We start from the raw sequence: 23,026 nt of genomic DNA, 5'->3' as shown, positions 1-23,026 counted from the left end.
CTCTGATTATATTATAACGTTATCTCAAACGGGAAATTTCACTAACTACTCCTTAGTTCAACAAAAATTTCTCTCCTTTAAGATATTTCTTAAAATAGTTTTGAATAACTGATGGAAAATTTGTCGCTAAGGATTGTTGTTCATTTGGATTTAGAGAATGGAATGCGAAAGTCCTAATGATTGACCAAATAAAAAATGCCTCTAATAACTCGACATAATTCTCTTCCAGTCGATTTACTTTGCTATACGATGAAATAAATACTTTCCTATTATCTGATGAAAGATGCAAAAATGTTTCAGCCATATCAAATAAATAAAAGCCATAGCCACAATTCGAAAAATCTATAGGTCGAGGAGTATCCTCATAAAATACATAGTTACTCTCATGAAGGTCAGAATGAATAACTCCCCAGTTACTTGGCAAACGTTTATAATTTTGTATCACATTTGCTATTTTATGTGCTGACTCTTCCACATGAACAAACACTTCGCTTGAGATAAGCTCTAAATTTACTAACCGTTTTAATTGATTAAGTGATGAATATAAATGATCAGAATTGTATATTGGTCTATTAAAGCCTTCAGGTGCATTCCACTGCATAGAATGTTTATGTAGAGCCGCTATTAAGAGAGCTAAATTTTCAGTTTCATTACTTGTTGGCTCTCTTTGAAGTACGCTTCCATGAATCCAATGATGAATAGTCACCATGATTGTATTTTCGCTAAGATCAGTTGAGATTTCTGTTACCAGATCACCTTGAAGATTTTTAACAGGTACAGGTACGACGAGATTTGTATCTTTAACCAAAGCTTCAAGCCAAATAAGCTCTGATGCGATATTCCCTTTTGATTGAATGGAAATCGTTGAGATATGGATTTTGATAAGAAACTTTTGATGATCTTCGTTGGTCTGAACTTGAAATGTAACATTATCACTCTTTCCGAGATACACAAGTTTTTCCCAATAGATTGGGTATTGATGTAAAGCTTCTTTCGCCACCTTCGCATAATCTTCTTCAGAAAGCATAGTATCCACTCCAGTTAATGTGATTTTTACTTCACAATTTTACCAAGTGAACTTTATTTTATGGTGATAATAGTTGATTATAACTAAACTTTACTGCGTTGTCAGATGAGTTCGCTGCGTAGCAAAAAGATCTGGATAAATGTTAATTTCACCCATGTAGTCAATAAAAACAATTATAATTAATTTATATTCAAGTCGATTACCTACCCTAAGTTAAAAGGATATCATACGCCAAAAGACATAGTGATGCATCGCATATGCTCTAAAGGTTACAGAGTTTTCGAATACACACTTATGTATAAAAGGAGGCGAATGATATGACGATAATGCCTGTTATAGTAATGATCCTTGTATGTGTACCTACCATTGTACTCATGATAAGCATGCCTTATTTAACAAGAGAGACGATTAGTTTTGGGGTCACCGTCAGCGCTGTACAATTTCACAGCGAACCTCTTCGCCAGATGCGGAAGTCATATGCTAGGATTAGTGCTACCTTGCATACCATCCTATTCATTGTTTGTATCATCTGCCTAATATACGGTGATGAACATTCCAAGCAACAAAGTTGGATCATTGTCACTTATTCACTCGCCATGGTCGTAATCTCCCTAGTCATAAACATTAGCTATCATTTCAAAATGAAAAGTTTACTGCCTATGCTGCCTATTGCTCTGGAACTATCGATCATGGCAGTGGACACTGGTTTTCGGAAAAGAAACATTAGCTTGTCTAGTAAGTGGTTCCTCATCCATGTTTTCATTATTGTTGTTGGTACTGTAACTGTGCTACTCAACTACGAACTAATTCCTGACCAGATTCCGATCCATTACAACAGCAGTTGGAACGTAGACGGCTATGCAGCTAAATCTTATAGTTCTGTGTTTATGCCTACGATAATGCAAGTGTTCTTAATACTTGTGTTCATATTTGAGAATCGGAGTATTCGCAGAGTGAAGCAGCAGGTTCAACCCACTGATCCGAACCGTTCCATCAGACAAGACGTAACTTTCCGCCGTACTTGGTCAGGTTTTATGATTACAGCAAGCTTCTTAATAGTTATCCTGTTGTCCGTCGTGCAACTAAATATGATATCTCTGCTTAACATCAATTTCGCTATTCCCCGTTGAGAAAAGATTCGGAGTCGGCTGGGGATTAAATTTCGGTCACCCAGTATGCTGGCTGATTTTTCTCGGAATTATCGTACTGTTAGTTGTGGTGTAACCAGGCTTGGAGGTTAGTACTCGCCGGAGTATTCTAGCTAGGGCAGACTTGTGGCGTGATTCGACTTTGATGTTATGCCGGTTGATCATCAATTAGGTATACACCTAATCGGTAATCGGACCAAGTTCTTGTCCTTGGCTCGGGAACAAACTTGTACCGTTAAAATAAAAAAAGCCGCTAAATTAGCGACTTTCAATGGGATCATGTTCCGGTCCCTCGACACAAACAATAATATCTCTATTGTTTCTTATGTTCATCACTGGAATTAGTCCAAAAGGCTGTAGATCTGAATGCTCTCCACCTTGGCATCCTTGATATGAAACGACATTACATCCACATAATTGGATGGCTCGTAACGGAAGTCATCCTCCTCATTAGGGGCTCCATCACCAAGCAGTTTCCCCTCAGGGTAGGCGTTTTTGAGTGTATCCAGGCTGTCTCCTGCTTTAATGTTTCGGACTGTCGCGTACTTAGGATCTGTGATTTCGATATGAAAGATGGAGTCTTGTTTCCCCTCCGGTATACTGATTGTTTTAATCTCCAGACCAGGATACGTATAGACCTTTTCTGTAAAACCGATTAACGTATCCATGTTTGTTCCATCGTCGGCACTGTACGTATGAGATTTCAGGTTATCCGGTTTGCCCAGCATCTGTTCCATCTGATCTTCATTCGCTGTATCCGAAATCGCAATGGTGTGCTCATTATAGACAAAAGCAAGCTCCTTCAGGACCACATTGCCTTCCTTCTCCATCGAACCTTCCTTAATAGCTTCAGCACCCTTTTCTTCCGAATTTTCTGAAGCAGGCGCAGTAGAATTGGTTGCTCCTTCGCCTTTGCTTTGTTCATTCGCTGTGTTCTGTCCGGTTGCTGGAGATGTAGCATCACTGGACTGACAGCCTGTTAATGCCACCGTTAGTAAAGCACTTAGTACGATAAAACCTGCAGCTTTCTTTGTTAACTTCATCATGATCCCTCCATAAATGTGTGATTTGTTCTTATGAAGTGATTATAAATAAAACATTTGTTAGTCTCATAACAGAAATGTACCAATCTTGTAACGTTACCTATTTAGGCTTGGGTTTAGATGCAGGTCTACGCACGAGGCAAAACAATCGTAACGGTCGTACCTTCCCCGATTTGACTTTCCATGTCGATATATCCATTAAACCGCTCTACAATCTCCTTGCAAATGGAAAGTCCAAGACCTGAACCGTTCGCTGTGCTTGCATTTTTCGCCCGGTAAAAACGTTCCTGTACTCTCTCCAGCTCATCGCCCGCGATACCAATTCCTTGATCACGTATCCGTATAACTACCTCGCTTGGCGTATGTTCCAACTTCAATTGGATTAGCGATGGACTGCCTGAATATTTGATGGCATTGTCCACAAGGTTGGCGATCGCATGGGACATCAGCATTGGATTTACGTTGGCGTAAACTCTTGTCGTACCCTCATCATCCGGTTCTTCCTCCGTCTGACTAACTCTGATCTCGATCGCTTTATCCTTAGCCTTGGCTCCCATATTCATTGCGACTTCCTGAATCAGTTTGTTCATTTCCGTCTTTTCGACTTCCAGTTCGTTAGAACCAGCCTTGTCGAATCGGGATAGCAACAACAGTTCATTAATCAAGCGTGTCAGCCGATCCGATTCCTGCAGCAGATGAGCATAGATTTTTTGCAGCTCCTTGTTCTCAGTCTCCCCTTCAACCAAGTATTGAGAGAAACCACGAATGGCTGCCAAGGGTGTTTTTAACTCGTGAGATACGTTGGAGACGAATTGCCTCTGGTACTGAATGTAATCATGAAGCTGCCGCCCCATGGAATCCAGCCCATCTGCCAGCATGCCCAGCTCATCCTTCCGGTTTAGATGAACTCTCCGAAACTCCTGCCTAGAGAAACTTTGCGCGGCGCTAAGCAACAGTTTAATCGGCTTGGTTGTGTTGCGGGCAATCCACAGGCTGGATAACGTAATCAGCGCAATAAATCCGCCTGCACCGACAAACAGGATATAACGGATTTGATCCATAATCGCATAAAAGTAGGAAATGTCCTCCACGAACTCATACACATAAGCGTTTTCGTAGAATTGATCCTGAATGGGCGTAGCAAAATAAAGCAGATGATTTTCCGTGACGGTGTAGGCATAACTGCCGCTCAGTGCTTTCTCAATATTCTTTTCAAAAATAAGCGGTTTGCCATCATTAATGATGATGCCATCCACAGCCAGGCCCAGCAACTGCTTGGAGCTGTCATAGATACGTACTTCCTTGCCTGAAGCTTTCAGCTTCTCTAGAGCAAGTCTGACAATTTCCTTGGTCTGGGGCTCTCCTGAGGATGACCTATGCTGTGATAACACCTCACGGAAGGACAACTCGGACAGATCCGCTTTCTCCATCATCTGTTTCTCAATGGTAATGAAGCTGTAGTAATCGATGGCTTTATTCACCGCAAAAATGATGATGCCAAAGGACAGCACGGAGAAAAATAAATAATTCAGCAGTAACCGGGTTGCATACTTCAGGCCTCGCCACCTCCAAGTTGATAGCCAAATCCATAGATCGTTCTGACATATTTCGGTTCGTCCGCGTTATCCTCCAGCTTCTTCCTTAACCGCATGATGGTCATATCTACACTTCGACTGTCTCCCATAAAGTCATATCCCCATCCGATCTGCAGCAGCTCATCCCGGGTAAAGACTTTGTCTGGCCTTTTGAGTAACGTTTCCAGAATTTTAAACTCTTTGGCCGTTAAAGACACGGGTACACCGTTTTTCAGCACCCTGCGGCTTTCCAGATCAAATGTCAGTTCTTCATGAATGATGCGTGTAGATTTCACTTCTGTTCCTTCACTTGATTCCTCTTTGCTCTCGTTTCTTCTCAGAATGACCTTGATCCGAGCGAGCAATTCACGATTGTCAAAGGGTTTGGTCATGTAATCTTCCGCCCCTAGCTCTAGTCCCAACACCTTGTCGATCACCTCATTTTTGGCAGAGAGCATGATCACAGGAACGGCACGTTTCCCGGTGATTTCCTTGCACAGGTCATATCCGGAGCAGTCAGGCAACATCAAATCAAGCACCACCAGGTCCGGCCTAAAAGTATCCAGCAGCTGCAGGGCTATTTTACCGTTCTCAGCCGTTTGAACGACGTAGTTTTCTCTTCTCAGTACAAGCTCAATTAAATCTCTGATTGCGATTTCATCGTCAATGACAAGTATTTTCTTCAATGTGCACCCCTTCTAGCCTTGCTCCCCAGCTTGAATCATCATTTACCCTCATCTTATCACAGACACTTTAGATTCCTCCACCAACTGGAAGGTGAGGTATATTCCACTCAGCCCAACATAACTTGTAATAAACTCGAAGAAAGGAGAACAATCCATGGATCTGCTCTGGGTACTCATTGTTGGTGGACTTATTGGCTGGTTAAGCGGCAACTTGATTGGGCGGGACGTACCGGGCGGTGTACTTGGGAACATTATTGCGGGTTTTATCGGCTCCTGGTTAGGAACGGAATTGCTGGGACCAAGGGGGCCGGTGATTGGCGGATTTCATATTATTCCCGCCATCGTTGGCTCGATTATTGCCCTGCTCATCTTCTTCGCTCTGGCACGCGGCGGAGCCTTCCGAAGACGTTAACCAAGAGAGGCGGAAACCGATACCGTCGTTTATTAGTAAAGGATAAACATAGAAGGACCGAAAGCATTCATCAATGGAAGATGAACACTTACGGTCCTTTTTTTATTTTTGTACTGATTTCATCCATTGTCGTGTTTTTCGGAAGATTGGTTTTTGGCTGTTATCATCCCCTGAGCCAAAAGACACATCCACCATCCTCTTCATTTCTTTTCTAAAGTGCTTTGACGAGGTTGTTTTATCTAATTCAAGCCCGCCGTTTATCTTGCTTCTTATGCTTCGTCAAGTTGTTCAGAAGCTACTAAGCGATGCGCCGAGACAAGCTGTCCGGTAGCATCCTTACCCCAAACTGAAATTTGAACTTGTTGCTCTGCTAAACCGCTCGTTGTAAAGACAAATTCAAAAGAATTAAAGTCTGCGTAATAATTTTTGGTTAGGACTTGATTAGGATTTATAGAAATCAACTCAAGTACATATAGTGTTCTTGTTCCATTCAAATAATAACCCTGAATCAAGATATTTGAGCCATCGACTAAGTTGCGATTATCTATTTTGATCGTCAACTGTTGTGTCGGCCTTACACTATTAACAGGATTATTTTCTATCGGTCCGGTGGATAAAATCATTCTCTCTTACCCCTTTCCAACATTTAATGTATTTCATTATAACCTGAGGTTTTACCAGCTCTCAGCAACTCTAAATATCACATCAACTATATTTGAGCCTGCCCCACCAATATTTGATACAGCTAATGTTACGACCTGATTTTCAGGAAGCGTGAAGTCCAATAGTTCTGATGAAGCTAATATTCTGGCAACACCTGTTCCGCCTCCTGTAACACCTTGAAACACTACTTCTCCTCCGGTGATCGTGGTAGACGAATTGTTTACCAACAGAGCCGTTTCACTATCGGGAATGATCGTTGTAGCTGTTGGATAATTAATAAATGCTCCATCAAGAGTTCCACCCACAAGTACTTGATAACTAAGATCTACGGATGAGATAATGTTTATTTCTTCCAGATCCACCTGAACAGAGTTCGTTCTAGCTGATCCCGAAGGGAAGATTGCTTTTCTTGTAAATGATAGGACGGGTGTTAGTGTTGATGTGAGATTGGTAACCCTCCTCCTTTCCGAAGTGACTCTAAAGGTGGGATTATATTTTCCGATAATACTATATTGTCTTCCTCCTACAAAAAGGGTATAAGCTTCTGCAGTTCCGTTATTATCGATTTGTGCTCTTAATGGGAGGTTAGGGTCAATAAAACTCGTTTGACCTGTTGGAGAGAATCGATGGACGGTAATTACCTCTTGCGCTAAAGTCGACGGATTAGGGATGACCACTCTAAATTCGATTACTCCATATCCATACCAAGTAAATACGATTTGAAATATATTCCCTTTAGATAAACTAAGCGTCGCTCCACTCGGACCTGTTCCATCTAATCGGTCTACATTCCATAAACTTTGAGGAAATGTTGTATCGGAGCCTCCTCGCCGTATGACCACGAATACATTTGTGCTATTTACTCCAAAGAAAGCCCCGTTCTGATCGTCAAAAAATCCCCATCTTCCAATCTGATTGCCTATCGGCAGTATAGGTATTCGAATGCCAATTCCGGCTTCTCCTGCGAATCCTGGCTCATACCTGCCTCTTAATACACTTTCTAGAATGGCCGAATCTGTTCCGTTAATGGTATTGCTTAGATTATATTCGGTTGCATCATTAGTAACCGCCCCATCCCCGGTGGTCGTAACGGAATCTCTTAAGATGGATAGACCATATGCAGATGTTAACTCCACGATTGGGTTTTTTTCCGATACAATTAGCTCATTGAATTGCGAACTTACATTCGGACCAATATTCGAGATAATAATATCCGACAAAATAGTTCCTCCTTCGCAGAAAGGGAAAAGTGAATCCCTCCTCTTCTACTACTTTTTACCATTCTTCAGTAAGACTGAAGGTGGCCGTAACAGGATTAGTACCCCCGCTTAAATTCGCTACGGCTAAAGTCACAATTTCAGTGTCAGGTAATTGGAACTCCAATAATGAAGAAGAAGAAGCTGCTGATATTCTGGCACTTCCCTCAACTCCAGCTACTAAGCCTTGTAATAGGACTTGACCATCCGATATTGTCGTTAGTGTGTTGTTAATTAGAAGAGCAGTCTCCGAAGTTGGGATATTAGTCGTTGCAGTTGGAAAGCTTACGAAGCCTCCATTAATCGTTCCGCCTAATATGATCTGATAGTAAATATCATCTGTAGTTATAAGATCAATACTTTCTAATTTGACACTCACTGAATTTGCCCTACCTGAACCTGGCGGGAAGGATGCCTTTCTTTGGAAAGACAAAATCGGTGTAAGTGTTCCTGTTGCAGTTACAGTTCTCCTTTCGGAAGTAACCCTGAAAACGGGAGTATATTTACCCAATATACTGTATTGTCTTCCTCCAACGAATAAATTGAGTTCTGATTCTGTGCCATTATTAAAGATCTCCGCACGTAGAGGAAGATTAGGATCGGCTAGACTGGTTTGCCCATTGGGGGAAAAGCGATGAACGGTAATTACTTCTTGTGCTAAAGTCGTAGGATCAGGGATGACGACTCTAAATTCGATTACTCCATACCCATACCAAGTAAATACGATTTGAAATATATTCCCTTTAGATAAACTAAGCGTCGCTCCACTCGGACCTGTTCCATCTAATTTATCCACATTCCAAGATGTTTGAGGAATAATGGTGTCTACACTTGCTCTTCTGATCGCTACAAATATTCCATTCACTACGCTCTGTCCAAAGAATAAGCCGTTCTGATCGTCAAAAGCTCCCCATCTGACCACTTGGGTCCCTGTCGGTGGAGCTGGTAAACGAGTACCAATTCCTATTTCTCCGGCTAAACCTGGTTCATACCTTCCTCTCTCCGAGCTTTGAAGGATAGCAATATCAGATCCGGATATAGTTGTAGTTAATTGAAATTCCGTATTATTACTTCCAACTGTAGCATCGCCCAATGTTAAAACAATGTCTCTTAGGATGGATAAGCCATATACAGAAGTCAACTCAATAATTGGCGTTTTTTCGTTGGTTCTTAATTCGTTAAATTGAGAGCTAACATTTGGTCCCACTCCCACGATGGTCGCATTAGGCTCAATCGTACCTGGGGCTCCCGTCGCTCCTGTGACTCCTGTAGCCCCTGTGGGTCCTGTAACTCCTGTAACTCCTGTAGCCCCAGTGGGTCCTATGGCTCCTGTAGATCCCGTAGCTCCCGTTGTTCCTGGGGGTCCTGTTACTTCATTTGCGCCTAGCAATTCTGAAGATACAATACGATGGGGAATTACAAGTTGCCCCTCTACATTTTTTCCCCATACCGAGATTCCCATCTGATCTTCTGCTAAACCGCTCGTTGTAAAGACAAATTCAAAAGCATTAAAGTTCCCATCATAATTCTTCGTTATTACTTCATTTGGATTCACATTAATGAGTTCGTTTACGTATAAGTTTCGAGCTCCGTCTAGATAATATCCTTGAATCAAAACATCGGCACTATTGATTAAATCTCGATTATCCATTTTAATTGTCAGTTGCTGCGTTGGCCTTACACCACTGACCGGATTATTCTCAATCGGTCCGGTTGATAAAATAGCCATAAAATTTTATTCTCCTTTTTTCCAAATGATTAGAGGCAGAAATATTCATCCACCTCCACCCCTTTGGTTTTAAACTAACAAAATTTAGGCTCTCATCTTCCACTCCGTTACTGAACCTGAATAATCGAAACAGAACCATCTGTAAGTGTAGCTGTTGCCGATCCATTATAAAGAAAATCGATAGTAAGTGCAGTTGAAGTAGCATCAGCTAAAAACGTACCCGATACACTTACATTCGCATCTAAAGTTCCTGTAACTGCTCTCCCTGAAAACCGACTTTGAAATACGAGGTTAGTTCTTGGTGTGACCGTAACGTTCCCAACTACAGAACTCGTTGCTCTAAACGTATACGAAACCAAATAAATGTGGCCTGTTGCCAGTACAAAGGTTGTACTTGTAGGATGCAATATGTTAGTGCCATTAATAAATACGGTCGTATACGAAATAGCTGTCCCATTTACAACAGACGCTACGCTTACATTAAATAGTCCATTTTGTATTGTGGCATTTGCCCCGGTTGCACCTGTGCTCCCTGTGGCTCCAGTTACGCCGGTTGCTCCTGTTGTGCCTGTGATGCCCGTGGCCCCCGTTACGCCCGTTGCACCTGTTTCTCCGGTTGCACCTGTGATGCCTGTTGCCCCAGTTAAGCCCGTTGCACCTGTTAAGCCCGTTGCACCTGTTAAGCCCGTTGCACCTGTTAAGCCCGTTGCACCTGTTAAGCCCGTTGCACCTGTTAAGCCCGTTGCACCTGTTACGCCCGTTGCACCTGTTACGCCCGTTGCACCTGTTACGCCCGTTGCACCTGTTACGCCCGTTGCACCTGTTACACCCGTTGCACCTGTTACGCCCGTTGCACCTGTTACGCCCGTTGCACCTGTTACGCCCGTTGCACCTGTTACGCCCGTTGCACCTGTTACGCCTGTTGCACCTGTTGCACCTGTTACGCCTGTTGCACCTGTTACGCCTGTTGCACCTGTGATGCCCGTGGCCCCCGTTACACCCGTTGCACCTGTCTCTCCGGTTGCACCTGTGATACCTGTTGCACCTGTGATGCCTGTTGCACCTGTTACGCCCGTAGCCCCTGTCTCGCCGGTTGCTCCTGTTGTGCCTGTGATGCCCGTGGCCCCCGTTGCACCTGTTACGCCCGTTGCACCTGTTACGCCTGTTGCACCTGTTACGCCTGTTGCACCTGTTACGCCTGTTGCACCTGTGATGCCCGTGGCCCCTGTCTCTCCGGTTGCGCCTGAGATGCCTGTGGCTCCTGTGATGCCCGTAGTTCCAGTTACGCCCGTTGCACCTGTTTCACCGGTTGCACCTGTGTTCCCTGTGGCACCAGTTATGCCCGTGGCGCCTGTCTCTCCGGTTGCACCTGTGTTCCCTGTGGCACCAGTTATGCCCGTGGCGCCTGTCTCTCCGGTTGCACCTGTGTTCCCTGTGGCACCAGTTATGCCCGTGGCGCCTGTCTCTCCGGTTGTACCTGTGATGCCTGTAGCCCCAGTTAAGCCCGTGGCACCTGTCTCTCCGGTTGTACCTGTGATGCCCGTAGCTCCGGTTACGCCCGTGGCGCCTGTCTCTCCGGTTGTACCTGTGATGCCCGTAGCTCCGGTTACGCCCGTGGCTCCGGTTTCACCGGTTGCACCTGTGATGCCCGTAGCTCCGGTTACGCCCGTGGCTCCGGTTTCACCGGTTGCACCTGTGATGCCCGTAGCTCCGGTTACGCCCGTGGCTCCGGTTTCACCGGTTGCACCTGTGATGCCCGTAGCTCCGGTTACGCCCGTGGCTCCGGTTTCACCGGTTGCACCTGTGATGCCCGTAGCTCCGGTTACGCCCGTGGCTCCGGTTTCACCGGTTGCACTTGTGATGCCCGTAGCTCCCGTTACGCCGGTTGCACCTGTCTCTCCGGTTGTACCTGTTATGCCCGTGGCCCCAGTTACGCCCGTTGTGCCTGTTTCACCCGTGGCTCCTCCAGCGGGGCCAGTAATCCCTGTGGCTCCGGTTACGCCCGTGGCTCCGGTTTCACCGGTTGTGCCTGTGGTACCCGTAGCTCCAGTTACGCCCGTTGCACCGGTTGTACCTGTGGTACCCGTAGCTCCAGTTACGCCCGTGGCTCCTGTCTCACCAGTTGTGCCTGTGATTCCCGTTGCACCTGTTACGCCCGTTGCACCTGTTTCACCGGTTGAGCCTGTGGTACCCGTGGCTCCAGTTACGCCCGTTGCGCCGGTTGAGCCTGTGATTCCCGTGGCTCCATTGTCTTCTAACAATTCTGAAGATACAATACGGTGAGGCGTTACGAGCTGTCCCGTGGAGTTTTTTCCCCAAACTGAAATTTCTACTTGTTGTTCTGCTAAACCGCTTGTTGTAAAGACAAATTCAAATACGTCTAGGTTTGCAAAATAATCTTTTTTTATGGCTTGATTTGGATTTACGCTAATTAATTCGAGTATATATTCCGTTCTAGTCCCGTTTAGGTAATAACCCTGAATTAAAACAATTGCATTCGTAACCGTATTTCTATTATCAATATTAATGGTCAACTGTTGTGTTGGTCTCAAGCCACTAACGGGATTATTCTCGATCGGTCCAGTTGATAAAATGGCCAATTATTCCCCCCCCTTTCTTTACGTTTTCAGGAACAGGTGAGAAATCTGCATTCCTTATATCCTAATCCTTTTCTAACTCCTATAGACCGACAATTTCAGCGGCTTGGTCATCCTCCTTCTCTATGCCACATATTTGTATCCATTCATGGTGTACTTTTATTTTTTCATTAAAGTGAACTACCTGACTCTGGAAAGCACTTGTACCTTTTCTTTACAACAAAAAAAGCCGCTAAGATAGCGACTTAATGGGAATATGTTTTTGTCCTCGACATATGCCAATTTTAATATTTAGCGGTTTTTCCCAGTTTTCTTTTTTAAAATGTAATGACAATCTTACCTACAGCGTGGTGAGTTTCACTCAAAGCATGTGCATCATAAATCCCCTGTCTACTAAACGGGAATGTTGCCCCTACAATCGACTTTATCTTTTTCTCTTCCATCAGATCTGCCATTCTCTGCAATTGATCACCATCTGGCTGCAGCCAAATCCCCTTTGCTAATACATTGTGAGACTTAGCAGTATCATGATTGGGTTCACCAACAATGGTAATTAGTCTTCCGGTATTTGGCTTAAGCACCTTATAGCTATTCTCAGCTACTTCTCCACCCATCGTGTCAAACACTAAATCTATATCTTTTAGAATCTCCTCAAAGTTTTCCTTTTTGTAATCAATGACCTGATCAGCACCTAACGAATAAAGAAGTTCATGATTTTTTTTACTTGCTGTTGTAATAACATGAGCGCCGGCAAGCTTTGCTAATTGAATGGCGTACATACCTACACCACCAGCTCCAGCGTGAATAAGTACAGTTTCACCTTCTTTTAGATCGCCATGAGTAAACAGTACCTGCCATGCTGTTAAACCAGCCAAAGGTACAGCCGCAGCCTCCTCATATGAGATTGAATCAGGTAGTTTTGCCAGAAGGTGCTCATCAACTGCTGTATATTCAGCATACGAACCGAAACGTGTTGTATCAGGACGACTGAATACTCGATCCCCAACTTTCCATTTGGTAACGTTTGAACCAATTTCAGTTATGACCCCGGCTACATCCCACCCTAAGATAATAGGGAATTCCCAATCATACATTTCTTTTAAGTAACCCTCTCTTAATTTCCAATCGATTGGATTAATGGATGTAGCCTCTAATTTTACAACCACTTGATTGGCTTCTGCCCTCGGTTTATTCACTTCCTGCTCAACTAACTCTTCTTTACTTCCATATTGATTAATCACAACTGCTTTCATTTCTGTATCACTCCTCTAAGCTAATAGCCTTTTACGTGCTATTCCTGATTATTTATTTGTTTCTAGTCACTGAGCGTTCATGCATATTATCCTTACTCATTTTTAAACAACCAGGATAAAATTATGCAAAAGTTAAGTTAGAATCGTCGGAAATGTTGCTTTTATTGTTATAATTTTACATAAAAAAACTATTGAAATGGACTTAGTTATCATTTATATTTGACTTATCAACAATTGACTAGTCAAACATTGATGGATCAACAAAATATAAAGGGAGAGTAACTATTATGAAACCATACCAACAAACAAACGATTTTAACGAAATTATTTATGGACGCCGCTCCATTAAGACATACGATTCATCCGTAAAAATCAGCAGGGAAGAAATGACTCAAATCATCAATGAAGCTAGCACTGCCCCTTCCTCCATCAACATGCAGCCTTGGCGCTTCCTTGTGGTGGATACTCCAGAGGGAAAAGAAAAACTCGTCCCACGGTCCCGCTTTAACAAAGAAAAAGTCGCTCAAGCTTCTGCTGTCATTGCCGTGTTTGCGGACAAAAATAACTTCGATTACGCAGAAAACATCTATGGAAAAGCTGTTGAGCATGGCTTAATGCCACAAGATGTTAAGGACTTTCAGTTGAAGGCATTCAAACCGATCTATAACAACATGTCCGATGCTGAAATGAACGATGTCATTATGCTTGACGCCGGTCTCGTTTCCATGCAATTGATGCTGGTTGCCCGTGCACATGGGTATGACACCAATCCAGTCGGCGGTTATGAAAAAGATCAAATTGCCGAAGTGTTTGGTTTGGATAAAGAACGCTATGTACCAGTCATGCTACTGACAATTGGAAAAGCTGCAAGCGAGGGATACACCTCCTACCGTATGCCAGCCGAAGAGACTACGTTTTGGGCATGATTCAAAGCGATAGTGCGAGTAGTCTCCACATTGTGATATAGTTGCCTTTAGTTGCTGAATGTCTTGGAAGGAATATGCCCTTGTTACATGAAGCTTTTCAAGACATTCTGCACCATTCAAGGAGGGGCAAACATGAATTGTTCGCTGGAACAAGAAACCTTATTAATATTACTTAAAAATATAAGCAATCAGTTGAAACCTAAATTTGAACGTTGTACGGGGATCAGTTCCTCACGATACGTTCTGCTGTATCATCTCTATCTTCATGAAGAAGTTACACAAAGCCATTTGCAGAAGGCCATTCATATTGACAGTGCTGCTGTTACACGCCATTTGAAGCAACTGGAAGCAGACGGTTTGGTGTCACGAAGAAGAAACCCCGACGATCATCGGGAAACCTTCGTCCGGTTAACAGAACAAGGGCTAACGCATATCGCCAATTTCAAACAGGATCGAAACCAGTTTCTTCATCAGATGATACTGGATTTCAGTGAAGAAGAAGTTGCAATGATGACCGACATGCTTACACGCATGCAATTTAATCTGAAGGATCTGTAAATTTACGATGACAGTCAGCCTTCTTCAGATTTCTTTTCATAAATGAATAAAACTAGTTAGATGAGATGATACAATATCTTCAGATTAACAAGAGATTATAGATCATATATTATTCAGGCAAGATCAAAACAAACCGCTGAGTGTTTCATTACATGGCGGTTTGTTTTAATTTATCAACAGCTAGCTTTTCGAAATATTACAAGTTGGACTATCACATACTAAGGAAACAGTTGGCTGAAGCTTACATAACGGAGGTCTCATCATGGTATTTACAATCACAATTATCATCGTTGCACTGTTTGCAATATGGGGAGCCGTCGCTCCTGATCAGCTGGCGGATGTGGCTAATGTTGCCTACAACTTCTCTATTCAGAATTTTGGCTGGTTTTATTTGCTAGCGACACTGTTCTTCCTGATCTTTGCTTTCTATCTGGCGTTCAGCCGATTTGGCGGTATTAGGCTTGGGGATGACGATGATGAGCCGGAGTATTCTACGGTTTCCTGGCTGTCCATGCTGTTTAGCGCGGGTATGGGCATTGGGCTGGTGTTCTGGGGAGTTGCTGAACCGCTGTCCCACTATTTATCTGCACCTGAGGGGGCGGTACCCGAAACAACGCAAGCAGCCATACTTTCAATGCGTTATTCCTTTTTCCACTGGGGGCTGCATCCTTGGGCTATCTATACCGTTATTGGCTTAGCGCTTGCTTACTTCCAGTTCCGGAAAGGATACAAAGGGCTGATCAGTTCCACCTTTATTCCTCTGATCGGTGAGCGTCTTGCTGCAGGATGGCTTGGTAAGGTCATTGATATTCTGGCGGTCATTTCCACCATCTTTGGTGTTGCGACCTCGCTTGGATTGGGTGCACTTCAGATCGGCGGAGGTCTGAATCACTTATTCGGTATTCCTAACTCGACTCTGTCTCAGGTTGTCATTATCATAGTTGTAACCGTACTGTTCTTAATCTCGGCAACCTCCGGTCTGGATAAAGGTATTAAGATTCTGAGCAACGTCAACCTCGTTATAGCTGTGCTATTGATGTTGTTTGTATTGGTGACTGGACCGACTTCTTTTATATTTGACACATTCACAACAACCTTGGGCAGTTACATGCAGAATATTATTAACATGAGTTTGAGACTGACGCCGTTCTCAAGAGAAACCTGGATTGGAGCATGGACGTTATTTTACTGGGCATGGTGGATCTCATGGGCTCCTTTTGTCGGCACTTTTATCGCAAGGGTATCCAGAGGAAGAACCATAAAGGAATTTGTAATTTACGTCATGGTTATTCCAAGTCTTTTCGGATTTATCTGGTTCTCCGTCTTTGGTGGAACAGGACTTCACATGGAATTGTTCAATACCGCTCATCTGGCGGAGGCTGTCATGGAAGATACGACAACCGCTTTATTCCTTATGCTGGAGCAGCTGCCTTTGGGCACGATCGTGGCATTCATCGCCACAATCCTGATCATGATCTTCTTTATTACGTCGGCTGATTCAGCTACCTTTGTACTGGGCATGCTCACTTCAGATGGCAAGTTGGACCCAAGTACAAGAGTGAAATTAACCTGGGGAATCATGCAGTCCTCCATCGCGGTAGTACTGCTAATCAGCGGGGGGTTAACTGGCCTCCAGACGGCATCCATTGTAACCGCATTGCCGTTCGCTATTGTCCTTATCGGTATGTGTTTCTCCCTGCTCAAGGCTCTAAAGGCTGAGGACAAAGAGCGCCGTCAGAAGGAAAAACGGCAGCGCCAAAAGCTGAAACGACTGCTGGAGGAACAAGAAATTTCGCTGAATAAAATTTCCGGCAGGTAATGTATACTTGATTTCTATTATTCCTGGATTCTGGTAAAGAAATTACTGGTACTACATTCATGTCAATAAGTTTTAAATTTCACTATTTAGAGATGCATCAAATTCGGTACAAGTGCTTGTCCTTAGCTTGGGACAAGCACCTGTACCGATAAAATAAAAAAGCCACTAAAATAGCGACTTTAATTATAATATGTTCTTGTGCTTAGATATTTCCACGCCTAGTTACTGTCGAAAAGCGTTACTGAGGTTCGTTAGCGCTTGGAGCAAGGCGGAATTCCTTTTGAGACAGTCCCATTAACTTGGAAATCTGCCTTTAAACGTCTACATATCCTCACCCCCGACCATAACCAGAAAGAAAACAAACGAGCCATTTAGGCGGTTGCTTTCTTTATATTAAGAGTTACAGTTTCCTGTTATTCTCTGAATCAAATCCTATCAATATGCTGATCATTATGATAGCCATCTTCATTATAGTAATGGTCAAACTTTTTTTTCATGTTACTTGCGATCAAGTGGGTTCGGCGGTAATGAACAATGGCTCTAATGACGAAAAAGAGAAGCAACAATACAATAACAGCATAGATGATAGTCATCAACGAACTCCTTTCTAAAATGTAGATGTCATTCTTTTACCATTCAACCTGATCAAAACGCATATCTTTATAGTAAAGCTCTCGATCCTGTTCGGTAATCTCACGAAGAACTCTGCATGGATTTCCGACAGCGATTACGTTTGCAGGGATATTTTTGGTTACGACACTCCCTGCACCAATGACACTTCCTTTGCCAATCGTGACTCCTGGTAGAATAATCGCTCCGCTCCCGATCCAAGCTCCATCTTCAATGACCACGGGTAATGCAAACATCCCACCTTCTTTGCGCTTCTCCGGGTGTAGAGGATGATTGGTTACAGCAATCGTTACATTTGGCCCAAACATAACATCGTCGCCAATCGTAACTTTATAGTCATCAACCACGGTTAGATTGAAATTGATATATACATTATTTCCTACGGTCGTATTTGATCCGTATGACATGCGGAGTGGAGGTTCCATCCATACATTTTCACCTATGCTACCAAAAAGTTGTTTCATTAAGGCTTTGCGCTTCTCCACCTCATCTGGATGCAAATTGTTGATTTCATAGCAAAGTGCCTTACCTCGCTGGCGTGCTTTGGCTAATTCCGAAGCCTCTCTCGGGTAATTCACATCATCATCTGTAAATAATTGTTTGCTTGCCATACGTTCTTGAATATTCATCCTATCTTCTCCTTTATAGAAAGCTAATATATATTAGAGTGATTTACATAATCCCTTGTGAAGATCAGGTTTATGTAAAGTTTCTAGTTAAGTTATTGAGCCACTTAAACTGACGATAACGGGTGAAAGCAATAGGCAGTTTAATCAACTCATCTAGGCTGATGACGAAATATAAGAAAATGGGAGATACTTGCCATACAAAAGCACATAGGTAACTAAGTGGTAGAATAATAAGCCACATCACAACAGTGTCACACCATAATCCAAATTTGGAATCTCCACCTGCCGGGAATATACCTGCTATAGTTGTGGAGTTAAACGATTTCGCTATACAATAGTATGCATTAATGTATAACATGCCATTTAGATAACTTTGAGCAACGGGGTTCAAATTGACCATGGAGTAAACCAAAGGTTTAATTAACAGAATCGTGCAGCCTGCAATGACTCCGAAAATTAAAGCATAATAGCACATATGATTACCTGCATACCTTGCTTTCGCCATTTCACCCTGTCCGAGATACTTTCCAACAAGCACAGATCCCCCGGTAGCTATACCTCCACACAGAACAACCGCTAAGTTTTTAACTACAGATGCAATTGAGTTCGCCGCTACCATATCGGAGTTCACATGTCCTATAATGGCAGCCGTAGCGGTAAGTGCTCCTCCCCAGACGATATAATTCCCCTGTACGGGCAGCGTATATTTCAAGAAATCCTTTAATAGATTACGCTGAATGCGGTCACGTACTGGTAAACGAAAACGAATGGTTCCCTTCGTTAAGGAATGCATCATACAACATGCGAGTTCAATCATACGAGCCAACACTGTGGCAAGAGCTACTGCCGGAATCGCCAATTCAGGACTAGATGGGTATAATACAAAAATGCAAATGGCATTAAACAAAATGTTCAAGATCAAACATAAGGAGCTAATCCACGCACCGAGTTTTGCATTTTCCATACTTCGAATTACACTAAGATACATTTGCGATAGTCCCATCACAAGATAAGAAAAGGAATTAAACTGTAAAAACCTTGAGCCATATTGAATTAATTCAGGATCATTGGTAAATAAGTTTATCAGTGCCTCTGGAATCAGGAAGGAAGACAGAAAAAACAGAATCGATATACATAAGGAGAACACGCAGGCAATACTAAGAATGCGCTGTATGGTTGGTGTGTCTTTTTTCCCCCAATACTGGGCCGTGAGGATACTCGCTCCTGCTGACAGCCCCATATAAAATAGTGTTAATGTAAACGTGATTTGTCCGGCGAGTGACACGGCTGCCATTGCAGACTGACTGATCATACCCAGCATGATCACATCAACAGATATCACCGTTGCTGATATCAGATTTTGTAATGCAATGGGGATCACAAGCGATATTAACTCTCGATTAAAGTCGCGTTTGCCGAAACCTTGAAGTTGCATGCGTTTTCTCACCTATATCTGTCCTCTCGATGGTTTTCGATAATATAAGAATAGTGCGAAATCATTGTTGTTTCCATCAATATTGGCTATACTTTTATTAATATCGTATACATTTATGCAAAGAGGGGATTCTCAATGACAGATTTAGAGGTGTTCTCTGATTTATCGGAAAGGTTGAATTATAATCTCCCTGATCTACCACTTTATGTCCGCAAGGGAAGTCTTCATCAATTTAATAATCATGCTGCAGTTGCTCATTGGCATGTGGATCTGGAGTTTATCTATGTATTAAAAGGATCAATGGATTTCTCTGTTAATGGTCGTATTACTCGGTTGCACCAAGGAGATGGACTGTTTGTAAATAGCCAGCGCTTGCATTTTGGTTATGCTACTGCGGATCACGACGATTGTTCGTTCCTAGTGGTCGTTATTCATCCCTCTATCCTTGGTGAGAAAACTTCATATCTTCAGACGTACTGGGAAGAGAAATTCAGTTCTAAAATGGCTGATTTTGTTGTGCTCGTGGAGCAGATGGCCTGGCAACAAGACATAGTACAGTCCATTCAGGAACTCTATCGGGAAATGCATAGGGAACATACGCCTCCCAATCCACTTCGTTTGGTATCCCAAGCGTTCTCATTGTGTGCTGCAATTGGCGATCAGTTGACGCCTGTTTCCGGTCAACCCGGCATATTAACGCATGTTCAGGAAATGACTCAATTCATTCACCAGAACTATGATCAGAAGATAACGCTTGAGGAGATCGCATCGGCCGGAGCTGTTTGCAGAAGCCGTTGTTGCCAACTGTTTAACAAATATGTGGGTCAATCGCCAAGTAACTATGTCACTCAATATCGACTTCAGAAAAGCTGTGAAATGTTAAAAGAAACACGGAGATCCATAAGTGAAATTGCACTTGCCTGTGGTTTTCAAAGCTCTAGTTATTTTTCGTCCATTTTCCGTAAACAGATGGGTGTAGTTCCACAGCATTATCGGAAACAAGTTACGAACAACGACTCGGACTCCAAGTAACGTCTTTTATCCAACAAAAAAAGCCGCTAAAATAGCGACTTTAATGGGTATATTTTCTTGTCACTCGACATTTCATTAGTAGATAAACATTGGTGTAACTCCATCCTCTGTATTAAAGCAAGTGCAATCTGAATCGGGATTTATTCACATTTTGGAGTCTCATCCCATCGTCTCCACCCCTACATCAGTTCAAAATGAAGTTGAGTCTCAGGAAACTCCGTATTTCCTTTCCACTGATTTGCACCGTATCCCAATTCCAGAACCGCAGCAATGCGCTCGTTACTCAGTACACCAAACATTTCAGTACGGCTCGGGTCGTACATCCAGTCATGCAAGGTACAACGCACACCCAGACTTTGCTCATGAGCCAGCAAGCGGAAATTCTGAATTAGGCAGCAGACAGCTGCAAAGTCCTCTTCCCGCTTATATTGATCCGCCTCTTCCTTCACCAAGACCAGAAGATACGCAGGGGCCTGGTTCTGTAATCCTTGCATGATGTCCCCATACTGGTTATCGGCAAAGATAAATCGCCACGGTTCTCGGAGGCCATCATTTGGCGCCCAAACAGCATGATTGAGCAATTCAAGGATTAGGTCCTGCGATACCGGTTGATCCAAAAACTCACTCGGACCGTCCATGTCTCCTTCCAGATCTGACAATTTCATGTTCATATCCTCCTCTTCTATGTAGACTGTCCTCGCAATACGGTCCACTTCTGCTCGGCTGGTGTCCTTTTCCGACTTCTTGGCGCTTTGTCGTAATATCCTATATGAAGAATACCAACAAATCTTTCATCCTCACGTAAGCCAATTCCATTGAAGAACCCTTCATGCTGAATCATGGACTCTGTATCCCATAACATTCCTAACCCTCGTTCCCAGCCCAACAGTTGGAAGCTCTGCATCACCCCGCAGGCAGCCGCATAATTGCGGTCATTGGTCAGACGATCCGGTCCTACAGTCGACATAACAATGACGTGCGCAGGAATATCGGTAAATCTCTTTTTAAAAACATCCAGAAGTTTCCCTGGAATCAGCTTGCCGAGCTTGCTTTGTGACATCTGTTCCAGCATGCAGTCCACCAACCGTTTGCGTGCTTCTGGAGTTCCGGCATATACTACACGCCATGAGCCAGACTCAACAAATGGTTGAAGCCGTATAGCCTTACGCAGTAATTCTACAACCAACTCCTGGTCCACCGGCGTAGAGTTACATTTACGAATACTCCTGCGCTCCCTGATCAATTCCGCCAGACTCATATGCTTCACTCTCCTTTGTTCTATCTGGATTCAATATTTATACTGCTGTCTTGAAGAAATTGATGGATTACTTTTAGCTCCGTTTCCGAATATTTGTCGAGAGTACGATAGAAGCGCTCAGCCTCATGTATATGCAGACGTTCATGCAGTTCAAAGATTTTTTTGCCTTGCGGTGACAACCGGAAATAGCTCTCTTTTTTGTTGTCGTTCATTTTTGTACGTTTGACGAATCCTTCCTCCAGCAGTTTGTTTCCAATTTTGGTGATACTTGCTTTGGACAAATTCATCGCCTCGGCAATACCCGTGTTGTTAATAGGCTCATGCTTGCCTATGCAATCTATCATATGAACCGCGGTCAAATGCTGAGGGATTTTCTCGATACTTTCTCGCTGCGCAATACTTAGGAAATGCTCGATTTCTGTATCCTTGTGATTCTCATACACATGTAAAAAACGGATAAATTGGTCATAAAGTAACTGTTTTGTTCGATCTATTGAGATCATTCTTTGATCCTCCTTATTTACTTGTAAACAAAAATATTATTTTAATAAATAGGGTTATTCTAAATAAATTATTATATTTAGTTTACTGGTTAACAATATATCATGAATGATAATGCTTATCAACTATATACTCTGGCATTACAACATTACTCTATAATCCAGGACAGAGACCTGCCCTGAACGGATTATCTTTTAACCTGCTCGTTAGTTAAACAAAAGCAGCCGATCACGCTGATCGGCTGCTTTCTTAAACTTGGGTTATTGGACTCAGTATCATTCTCTCTACTTAAATTATACCGTTATTTTTTATTTTTTTATAGACTGTTTTTTTTAGAATTCCTACACTATACTGCTAAATACAAAACTAAAAAAGAGGTGGATCAGTATGGATGACAAAAAAGTGATCATAGATCAAGGCCCTTTTTTTCATGGTACAAAAGCAGAACTGCAAATTGGTGATTTATTAGAACCACAATTTTTATCAAATTACCAAGAGAAAAATTCTAACCATATATACTTTACTGCAACATTAAATGCTGCCAAATGGGGTGCTGAATTGGCAAGATCTAATGCAAAAGAAAGAATCTACATTGTAGAACCATTAGGAGATTTTGAAAGTGATCCAAACGTAACTGATAAAAAATTTCCTGGAAACCCAACACTTTCATATCGATCTAAATCGCCACTTAAAATAATAGCTGAATTAGCTTCATGGGAAAGACACTCTGAAGAAGAGATTAATCACATGATTACATCTTTGAGAAAACTAAGTGAAGAAGGAAAAAATATAATATATGATTGATTCCTCTCGTTAGCTGAATAAAAGCAGCCGATCACTTGGATCAGCT

22 protein-coding genes are annotated in these 23,026 nt (G+C 42.8%); 8 read left to right on the top strand and 14 right to left on the bottom strand.

Going from position 1 to position 23,026, the window contains the following annotated elements:
- Window positions 1–52: 52 nt before the first annotated feature.
- Complete coding sequence (locus BS614_RS19920) at window positions 53–1,027, bottom strand: phosphotransferase enzyme family protein (protein ID WP_074095277.1); 975 nt, start codon at window positions 1,025–1,027, stop codon at window positions 53–55.
- A 317-nt stretch (window positions 1,028–1,344) separates the two neighbouring features.
- On the opposite strand from BS614_RS19920, the gene BS614_RS19915 reads away from it, so the two are divergent.
- A complete protein-coding gene (locus BS614_RS19915; protein WP_074095276.1) occupies window positions 1,345–2,157 on the top strand; it encodes a DUF1648 domain-containing protein in 813 nt (270 codons plus the stop codon).
- A complete protein-coding gene (locus BS614_RS32600; RefSeq protein ID WP_415841540.1) occupies window positions 2,138–2,251 on the top strand; it encodes a DUF5808 domain-containing protein in 114 nt (37 codons plus the stop codon). The genes BS614_RS19915 and BS614_RS32600 overlap by 20 nt, the downstream gene beginning before the upstream one ends.
- 265 nt (window positions 2,252–2,516) lie before the next feature.
- Here BS614_RS32600 and BS614_RS19910 read toward each other — a convergent pair whose 3' ends face one another.
- The 3 genes from BS614_RS19910 to BS614_RS19900 form a co-directional block, all read right to left on the bottom strand.
- Window positions 2,517–3,221, bottom strand: coding sequence for a hypothetical protein (locus BS614_RS19910; RefSeq protein ID WP_244898167.1), 705 nt, complete (start codon window positions 3,219–3,221; stop codon window positions 2,517–2,519).
- Between the two features lie 125 nt (window positions 3,222–3,346).
- Entirely contained in the window at window positions 3,347–4,699 is a 1,353-nt protein-coding gene (locus tag BS614_RS19905; protein ID WP_244898166.1) for a sensor histidine kinase, read from the bottom strand.
- 71 nt (window positions 4,700–4,770) lie between these two features.
- Window positions 4,771–5,478, bottom strand: a complete 708-nt coding sequence (locus BS614_RS19900) for a response regulator transcription factor (RefSeq protein WP_074095273.1) — start codon at window positions 5,476–5,478, stop codon at window positions 4,771–4,773.
- A 154-nt stretch (window positions 5,479–5,632) separates the two neighbouring features.
- On the opposite strand from BS614_RS19900, the gene BS614_RS19895 reads away from it, so the two are divergent.
- The gene (locus BS614_RS19895) at window positions 5,633–5,890 is read left to right on the top strand and encodes a GlsB/YeaQ/YmgE family stress response membrane protein (RefSeq protein WP_024630063.1); all 258 of its coding nucleotides are present in this window, start codon (window positions 5,633–5,635) and stop codon (window positions 5,888–5,890) included.
- 269 nt (window positions 5,891–6,159) lie between these two features.
- Here the strand turns inward: BS614_RS19895 and BS614_RS19890 are convergent, their stop codons facing one another.
- The 5 genes from BS614_RS19890 to BS614_RS19865 all read right to left on the bottom strand — a co-directional run bounded on the left by BS614_RS19890 (window position 6,160) and on the right by BS614_RS19865 (window position 13,388).
- Window positions 6,160–6,513, bottom strand: a complete 354-nt coding sequence (locus BS614_RS19890) for a hypothetical protein (RefSeq protein WP_074095272.1) — start codon at window positions 6,511–6,513, stop codon at window positions 6,160–6,162.
- Window positions 6,514–6,564: 51 nt separating this feature from the next.
- Entirely contained in the window at window positions 6,565–7,773 is a 1,209-nt protein-coding gene (locus BS614_RS19885; protein WP_074095271.1) for a hypothetical protein, read from the bottom strand.
- A 55-nt stretch (window positions 7,774–7,828) separates the two neighbouring features.
- On the bottom strand, window positions 7,829–9,538 hold the full coding sequence (locus tag BS614_RS32410; protein ID WP_084174627.1) for a hypothetical protein: 1,710 nt from the start codon (window positions 9,536–9,538) through the stop codon (window positions 7,829–7,831).
- A 107-nt stretch (window positions 9,539–9,645) separates the two neighbouring features.
- On the bottom strand, window positions 9,646–12,138 hold the full coding sequence (locus tag BS614_RS19870; RefSeq protein WP_210436941.1) for a beta strand repeat-containing protein: 2,493 nt from the start codon (window positions 12,136–12,138) through the stop codon (window positions 9,646–9,648).
- A gap of 314 nt (window positions 12,139–12,452) precedes the next feature.
- On the bottom strand, window positions 12,453–13,388 hold the full coding sequence (locus BS614_RS19865; protein WP_074095270.1) for an NADP-dependent oxidoreductase: 936 nt from the start codon (window positions 13,386–13,388) through the stop codon (window positions 12,453–12,455).
- A gap of 287 nt (window positions 13,389–13,675) precedes the next feature.
- On the opposite strand from BS614_RS19865, the gene BS614_RS19860 reads away from it, so the two are divergent.
- The 3 genes from BS614_RS19860 to BS614_RS19850 all read left to right on the top strand — a co-directional run bounded on the left by BS614_RS19860 (window position 13,676) and on the right by BS614_RS19850 (window position 16,691).
- The gene (locus tag BS614_RS19860; protein WP_074095269.1) at window positions 13,676–14,314 is read left to right on the top strand and encodes a nitroreductase family protein; all 639 of its coding nucleotides are present in this window, start codon (window positions 13,676–13,678) and stop codon (window positions 14,312–14,314) included.
- A gap of 132 nt (window positions 14,315–14,446) precedes the next feature.
- A complete protein-coding gene (locus BS614_RS19855; RefSeq protein ID WP_036671493.1) occupies window positions 14,447–14,872 on the top strand; it encodes a MarR family winged helix-turn-helix transcriptional regulator in 426 nt (141 codons plus the stop codon).
- 262 nt (window positions 14,873–15,134) lie between these two features.
- Window positions 15,135–16,691, top strand: a complete 1,557-nt coding sequence (locus tag BS614_RS19850) for a glycine betaine uptake BCCT transporter (protein WP_074095268.1) — start codon at window positions 15,135–15,137, stop codon at window positions 16,689–16,691.
- A gap of 629 nt (window positions 16,692–17,320) precedes the next feature.
- Here BS614_RS19850 and BS614_RS32725 read toward each other — a convergent pair.
- Both BS614_RS32725 and BS614_RS19840 read right to left on the bottom strand, forming a co-directional pair.
- Window positions 17,321–17,950 carry a sugar O-acetyltransferase gene (locus BS614_RS32725; protein ID WP_074095267.1) on the bottom strand — a complete coding sequence of 210 codons (630 nt, stop codon included), beginning with the start codon at window positions 17,948–17,950 and terminating at the stop codon, window positions 17,321–17,323.
- A gap of 70 nt (window positions 17,951–18,020) precedes the next feature.
- Window positions 18,021–19,397 carry an MATE family efflux transporter gene (locus tag BS614_RS19840; RefSeq protein ID WP_244898165.1) on the bottom strand — a complete coding sequence of 459 codons (1,377 nt, stop codon included), beginning with the start codon at window positions 19,395–19,397 and terminating at the stop codon, window positions 18,021–18,023.
- Between the two features lie 123 nt (window positions 19,398–19,520).
- On the opposite strand from BS614_RS19840, the gene BS614_RS19835 reads away from it, so the two are divergent.
- Window positions 19,521–20,417, top strand: coding sequence for a helix-turn-helix transcriptional regulator (locus BS614_RS19835; protein WP_074095265.1), 897 nt, complete (start codon window positions 19,521–19,523; stop codon window positions 20,415–20,417).
- Between the two features lie 179 nt (window positions 20,418–20,596).
- Here the strand turns inward: BS614_RS19835 and BS614_RS19830 are convergent, their stop codons facing one another.
- From BS614_RS19830 to BS614_RS19820, 3 genes are read right to left on the bottom strand one after another with little or no spacing between them, the layout of a single operon-like run.
- Entirely contained in the window at window positions 20,597–21,082 is a 486-nt protein-coding gene (locus tag BS614_RS19830; RefSeq protein ID WP_074095264.1) for a nitroreductase family protein, read from the bottom strand.
- A gap of 17 nt (window positions 21,083–21,099) precedes the next feature.
- The gene (locus BS614_RS19825; RefSeq protein WP_074095263.1) at window positions 21,100–21,675 is read right to left on the bottom strand and encodes a nitroreductase family protein; all 576 of its coding nucleotides are present in this window, start codon (window positions 21,673–21,675) and stop codon (window positions 21,100–21,102) included.
- A gap of 20 nt (window positions 21,676–21,695) precedes the next feature.
- Window positions 21,696–22,178, bottom strand: a complete 483-nt coding sequence (locus BS614_RS19820; protein ID WP_074095262.1) for a MarR family transcriptional regulator — start codon at window positions 22,176–22,178, stop codon at window positions 21,696–21,698.
- 385 nt (window positions 22,179–22,563) lie between these two features.
- Here BS614_RS19820 and arr point away from each other — a divergent pair, with 385 nt between their 5' ends.
- Window positions 22,564–22,980 (top strand): NAD(+)--rifampin ADP-ribosyltransferase, encoded by a 417-nt coding sequence (gene arr, locus BS614_RS19815; protein WP_074095261.1) that lies wholly within the window; start codon window positions 22,564–22,566, stop codon window positions 22,978–22,980.
- Window positions 22,981–23,026: the final 46 nt, after the last annotated feature.

Origin of the sequence: Paenibacillus xylanexedens, assembly GCF_001908275.1 — a bacterium.
GTDB classification, from domain to species: domain Bacteria; phylum Bacillota; class Bacilli; order Paenibacillales; family Paenibacillaceae; genus Paenibacillus; species Paenibacillus xylanexedens_A.
Note: the sequence above shows the minus strand (reverse complement) of the source record. Positions and strands in the feature narration are given on the sequence as shown.

Bases quoted from the DNA above. Each gene is read 5' to 3' on its own strand.
- BS614_RS19830 (WP_074095264.1), bottom strand. From the start codon at position 21,082: ATGAAATTGTCAGATCTGGAAGGAGACATGGACGGTCCGAGTGAGTTT.
- BS614_RS19910 (WP_244898167.1), bottom strand. From the start codon at position 3,221: ATGATGAAGTTAACAAAGAAAGCTGCAGGTTTTATCGTACTAAGTGCT.
- BS614_RS32725 (WP_074095267.1), bottom strand. From the start codon at position 17,950: ATGAATATTCAAGAACGTATGGCAAGCAAACAATTATTTACAGATGAT.
- BS614_RS19915 (WP_074095276.1), top strand. From the start codon at position 1,345: ATGACGATAATGCCTGTTATAGTAATGATCCTTGTATGTGTACCTACC.
- arr (WP_074095261.1), top strand. From the start codon at position 22,564: ATGGATGACAAAAAAGTGATCATAGATCAAGGCCCTTTTTTTCATGGT.
- BS614_RS19895 (WP_024630063.1), top strand. From the start codon at position 5,633: ATGGATCTGCTCTGGGTACTCATTGTTGGTGGACTTATTGGCTGGTTA.
- BS614_RS19820 (WP_074095262.1), bottom strand. From the start codon at position 22,178: ATGATCTCAATAGATCGAACAAAACAGTTACTTTATGACCAATTTATC.
- BS614_RS19855 (WP_036671493.1), top strand. From the start codon at position 14,447: ATGAATTGTTCGCTGGAACAAGAAACCTTATTAATATTACTTAAAAAT.
- BS614_RS19865 (WP_074095270.1), bottom strand. From the start codon at position 13,388: ATGAAAGCAGTTGTGATTAATCAATATGGAAGTAAAGAAGAGTTAGTT.
- BS614_RS19825 (WP_074095263.1), bottom strand. From the start codon at position 21,675: ATGAGTCTGGCGGAATTGATCAGGGAGCGCAGGAGTATTCGTAAATGT.
- BS614_RS19920 (WP_074095277.1), bottom strand. From the start codon at position 1,027: ATGCTTTCTGAAGAAGATTATGCGAAGGTGGCGAAAGAAGCTTTACAT.
- BS614_RS19860 (WP_074095269.1), top strand. From the start codon at position 13,676: ATGAAACCATACCAACAAACAAACGATTTTAACGAAATTATTTATGGA.
- BS614_RS19835 (WP_074095265.1), top strand. From the start codon at position 19,521: ATGACAGATTTAGAGGTGTTCTCTGATTTATCGGAAAGGTTGAATTAT.
- BS614_RS32410 (WP_084174627.1), bottom strand. From the start codon at position 9,538: ATGGCTATTTTATCAACCGGACCGATTGAGAATAATCCGGTCAGTGGT.
- BS614_RS19850 (WP_074095268.1), top strand. From the start codon at position 15,135: ATGGTATTTACAATCACAATTATCATCGTTGCACTGTTTGCAATATGG.
- BS614_RS19890 (WP_074095272.1), bottom strand. From the start codon at position 6,513: ATGATTTTATCCACCGGACCGATAGAAAATAATCCTGTTAATAGTGTA.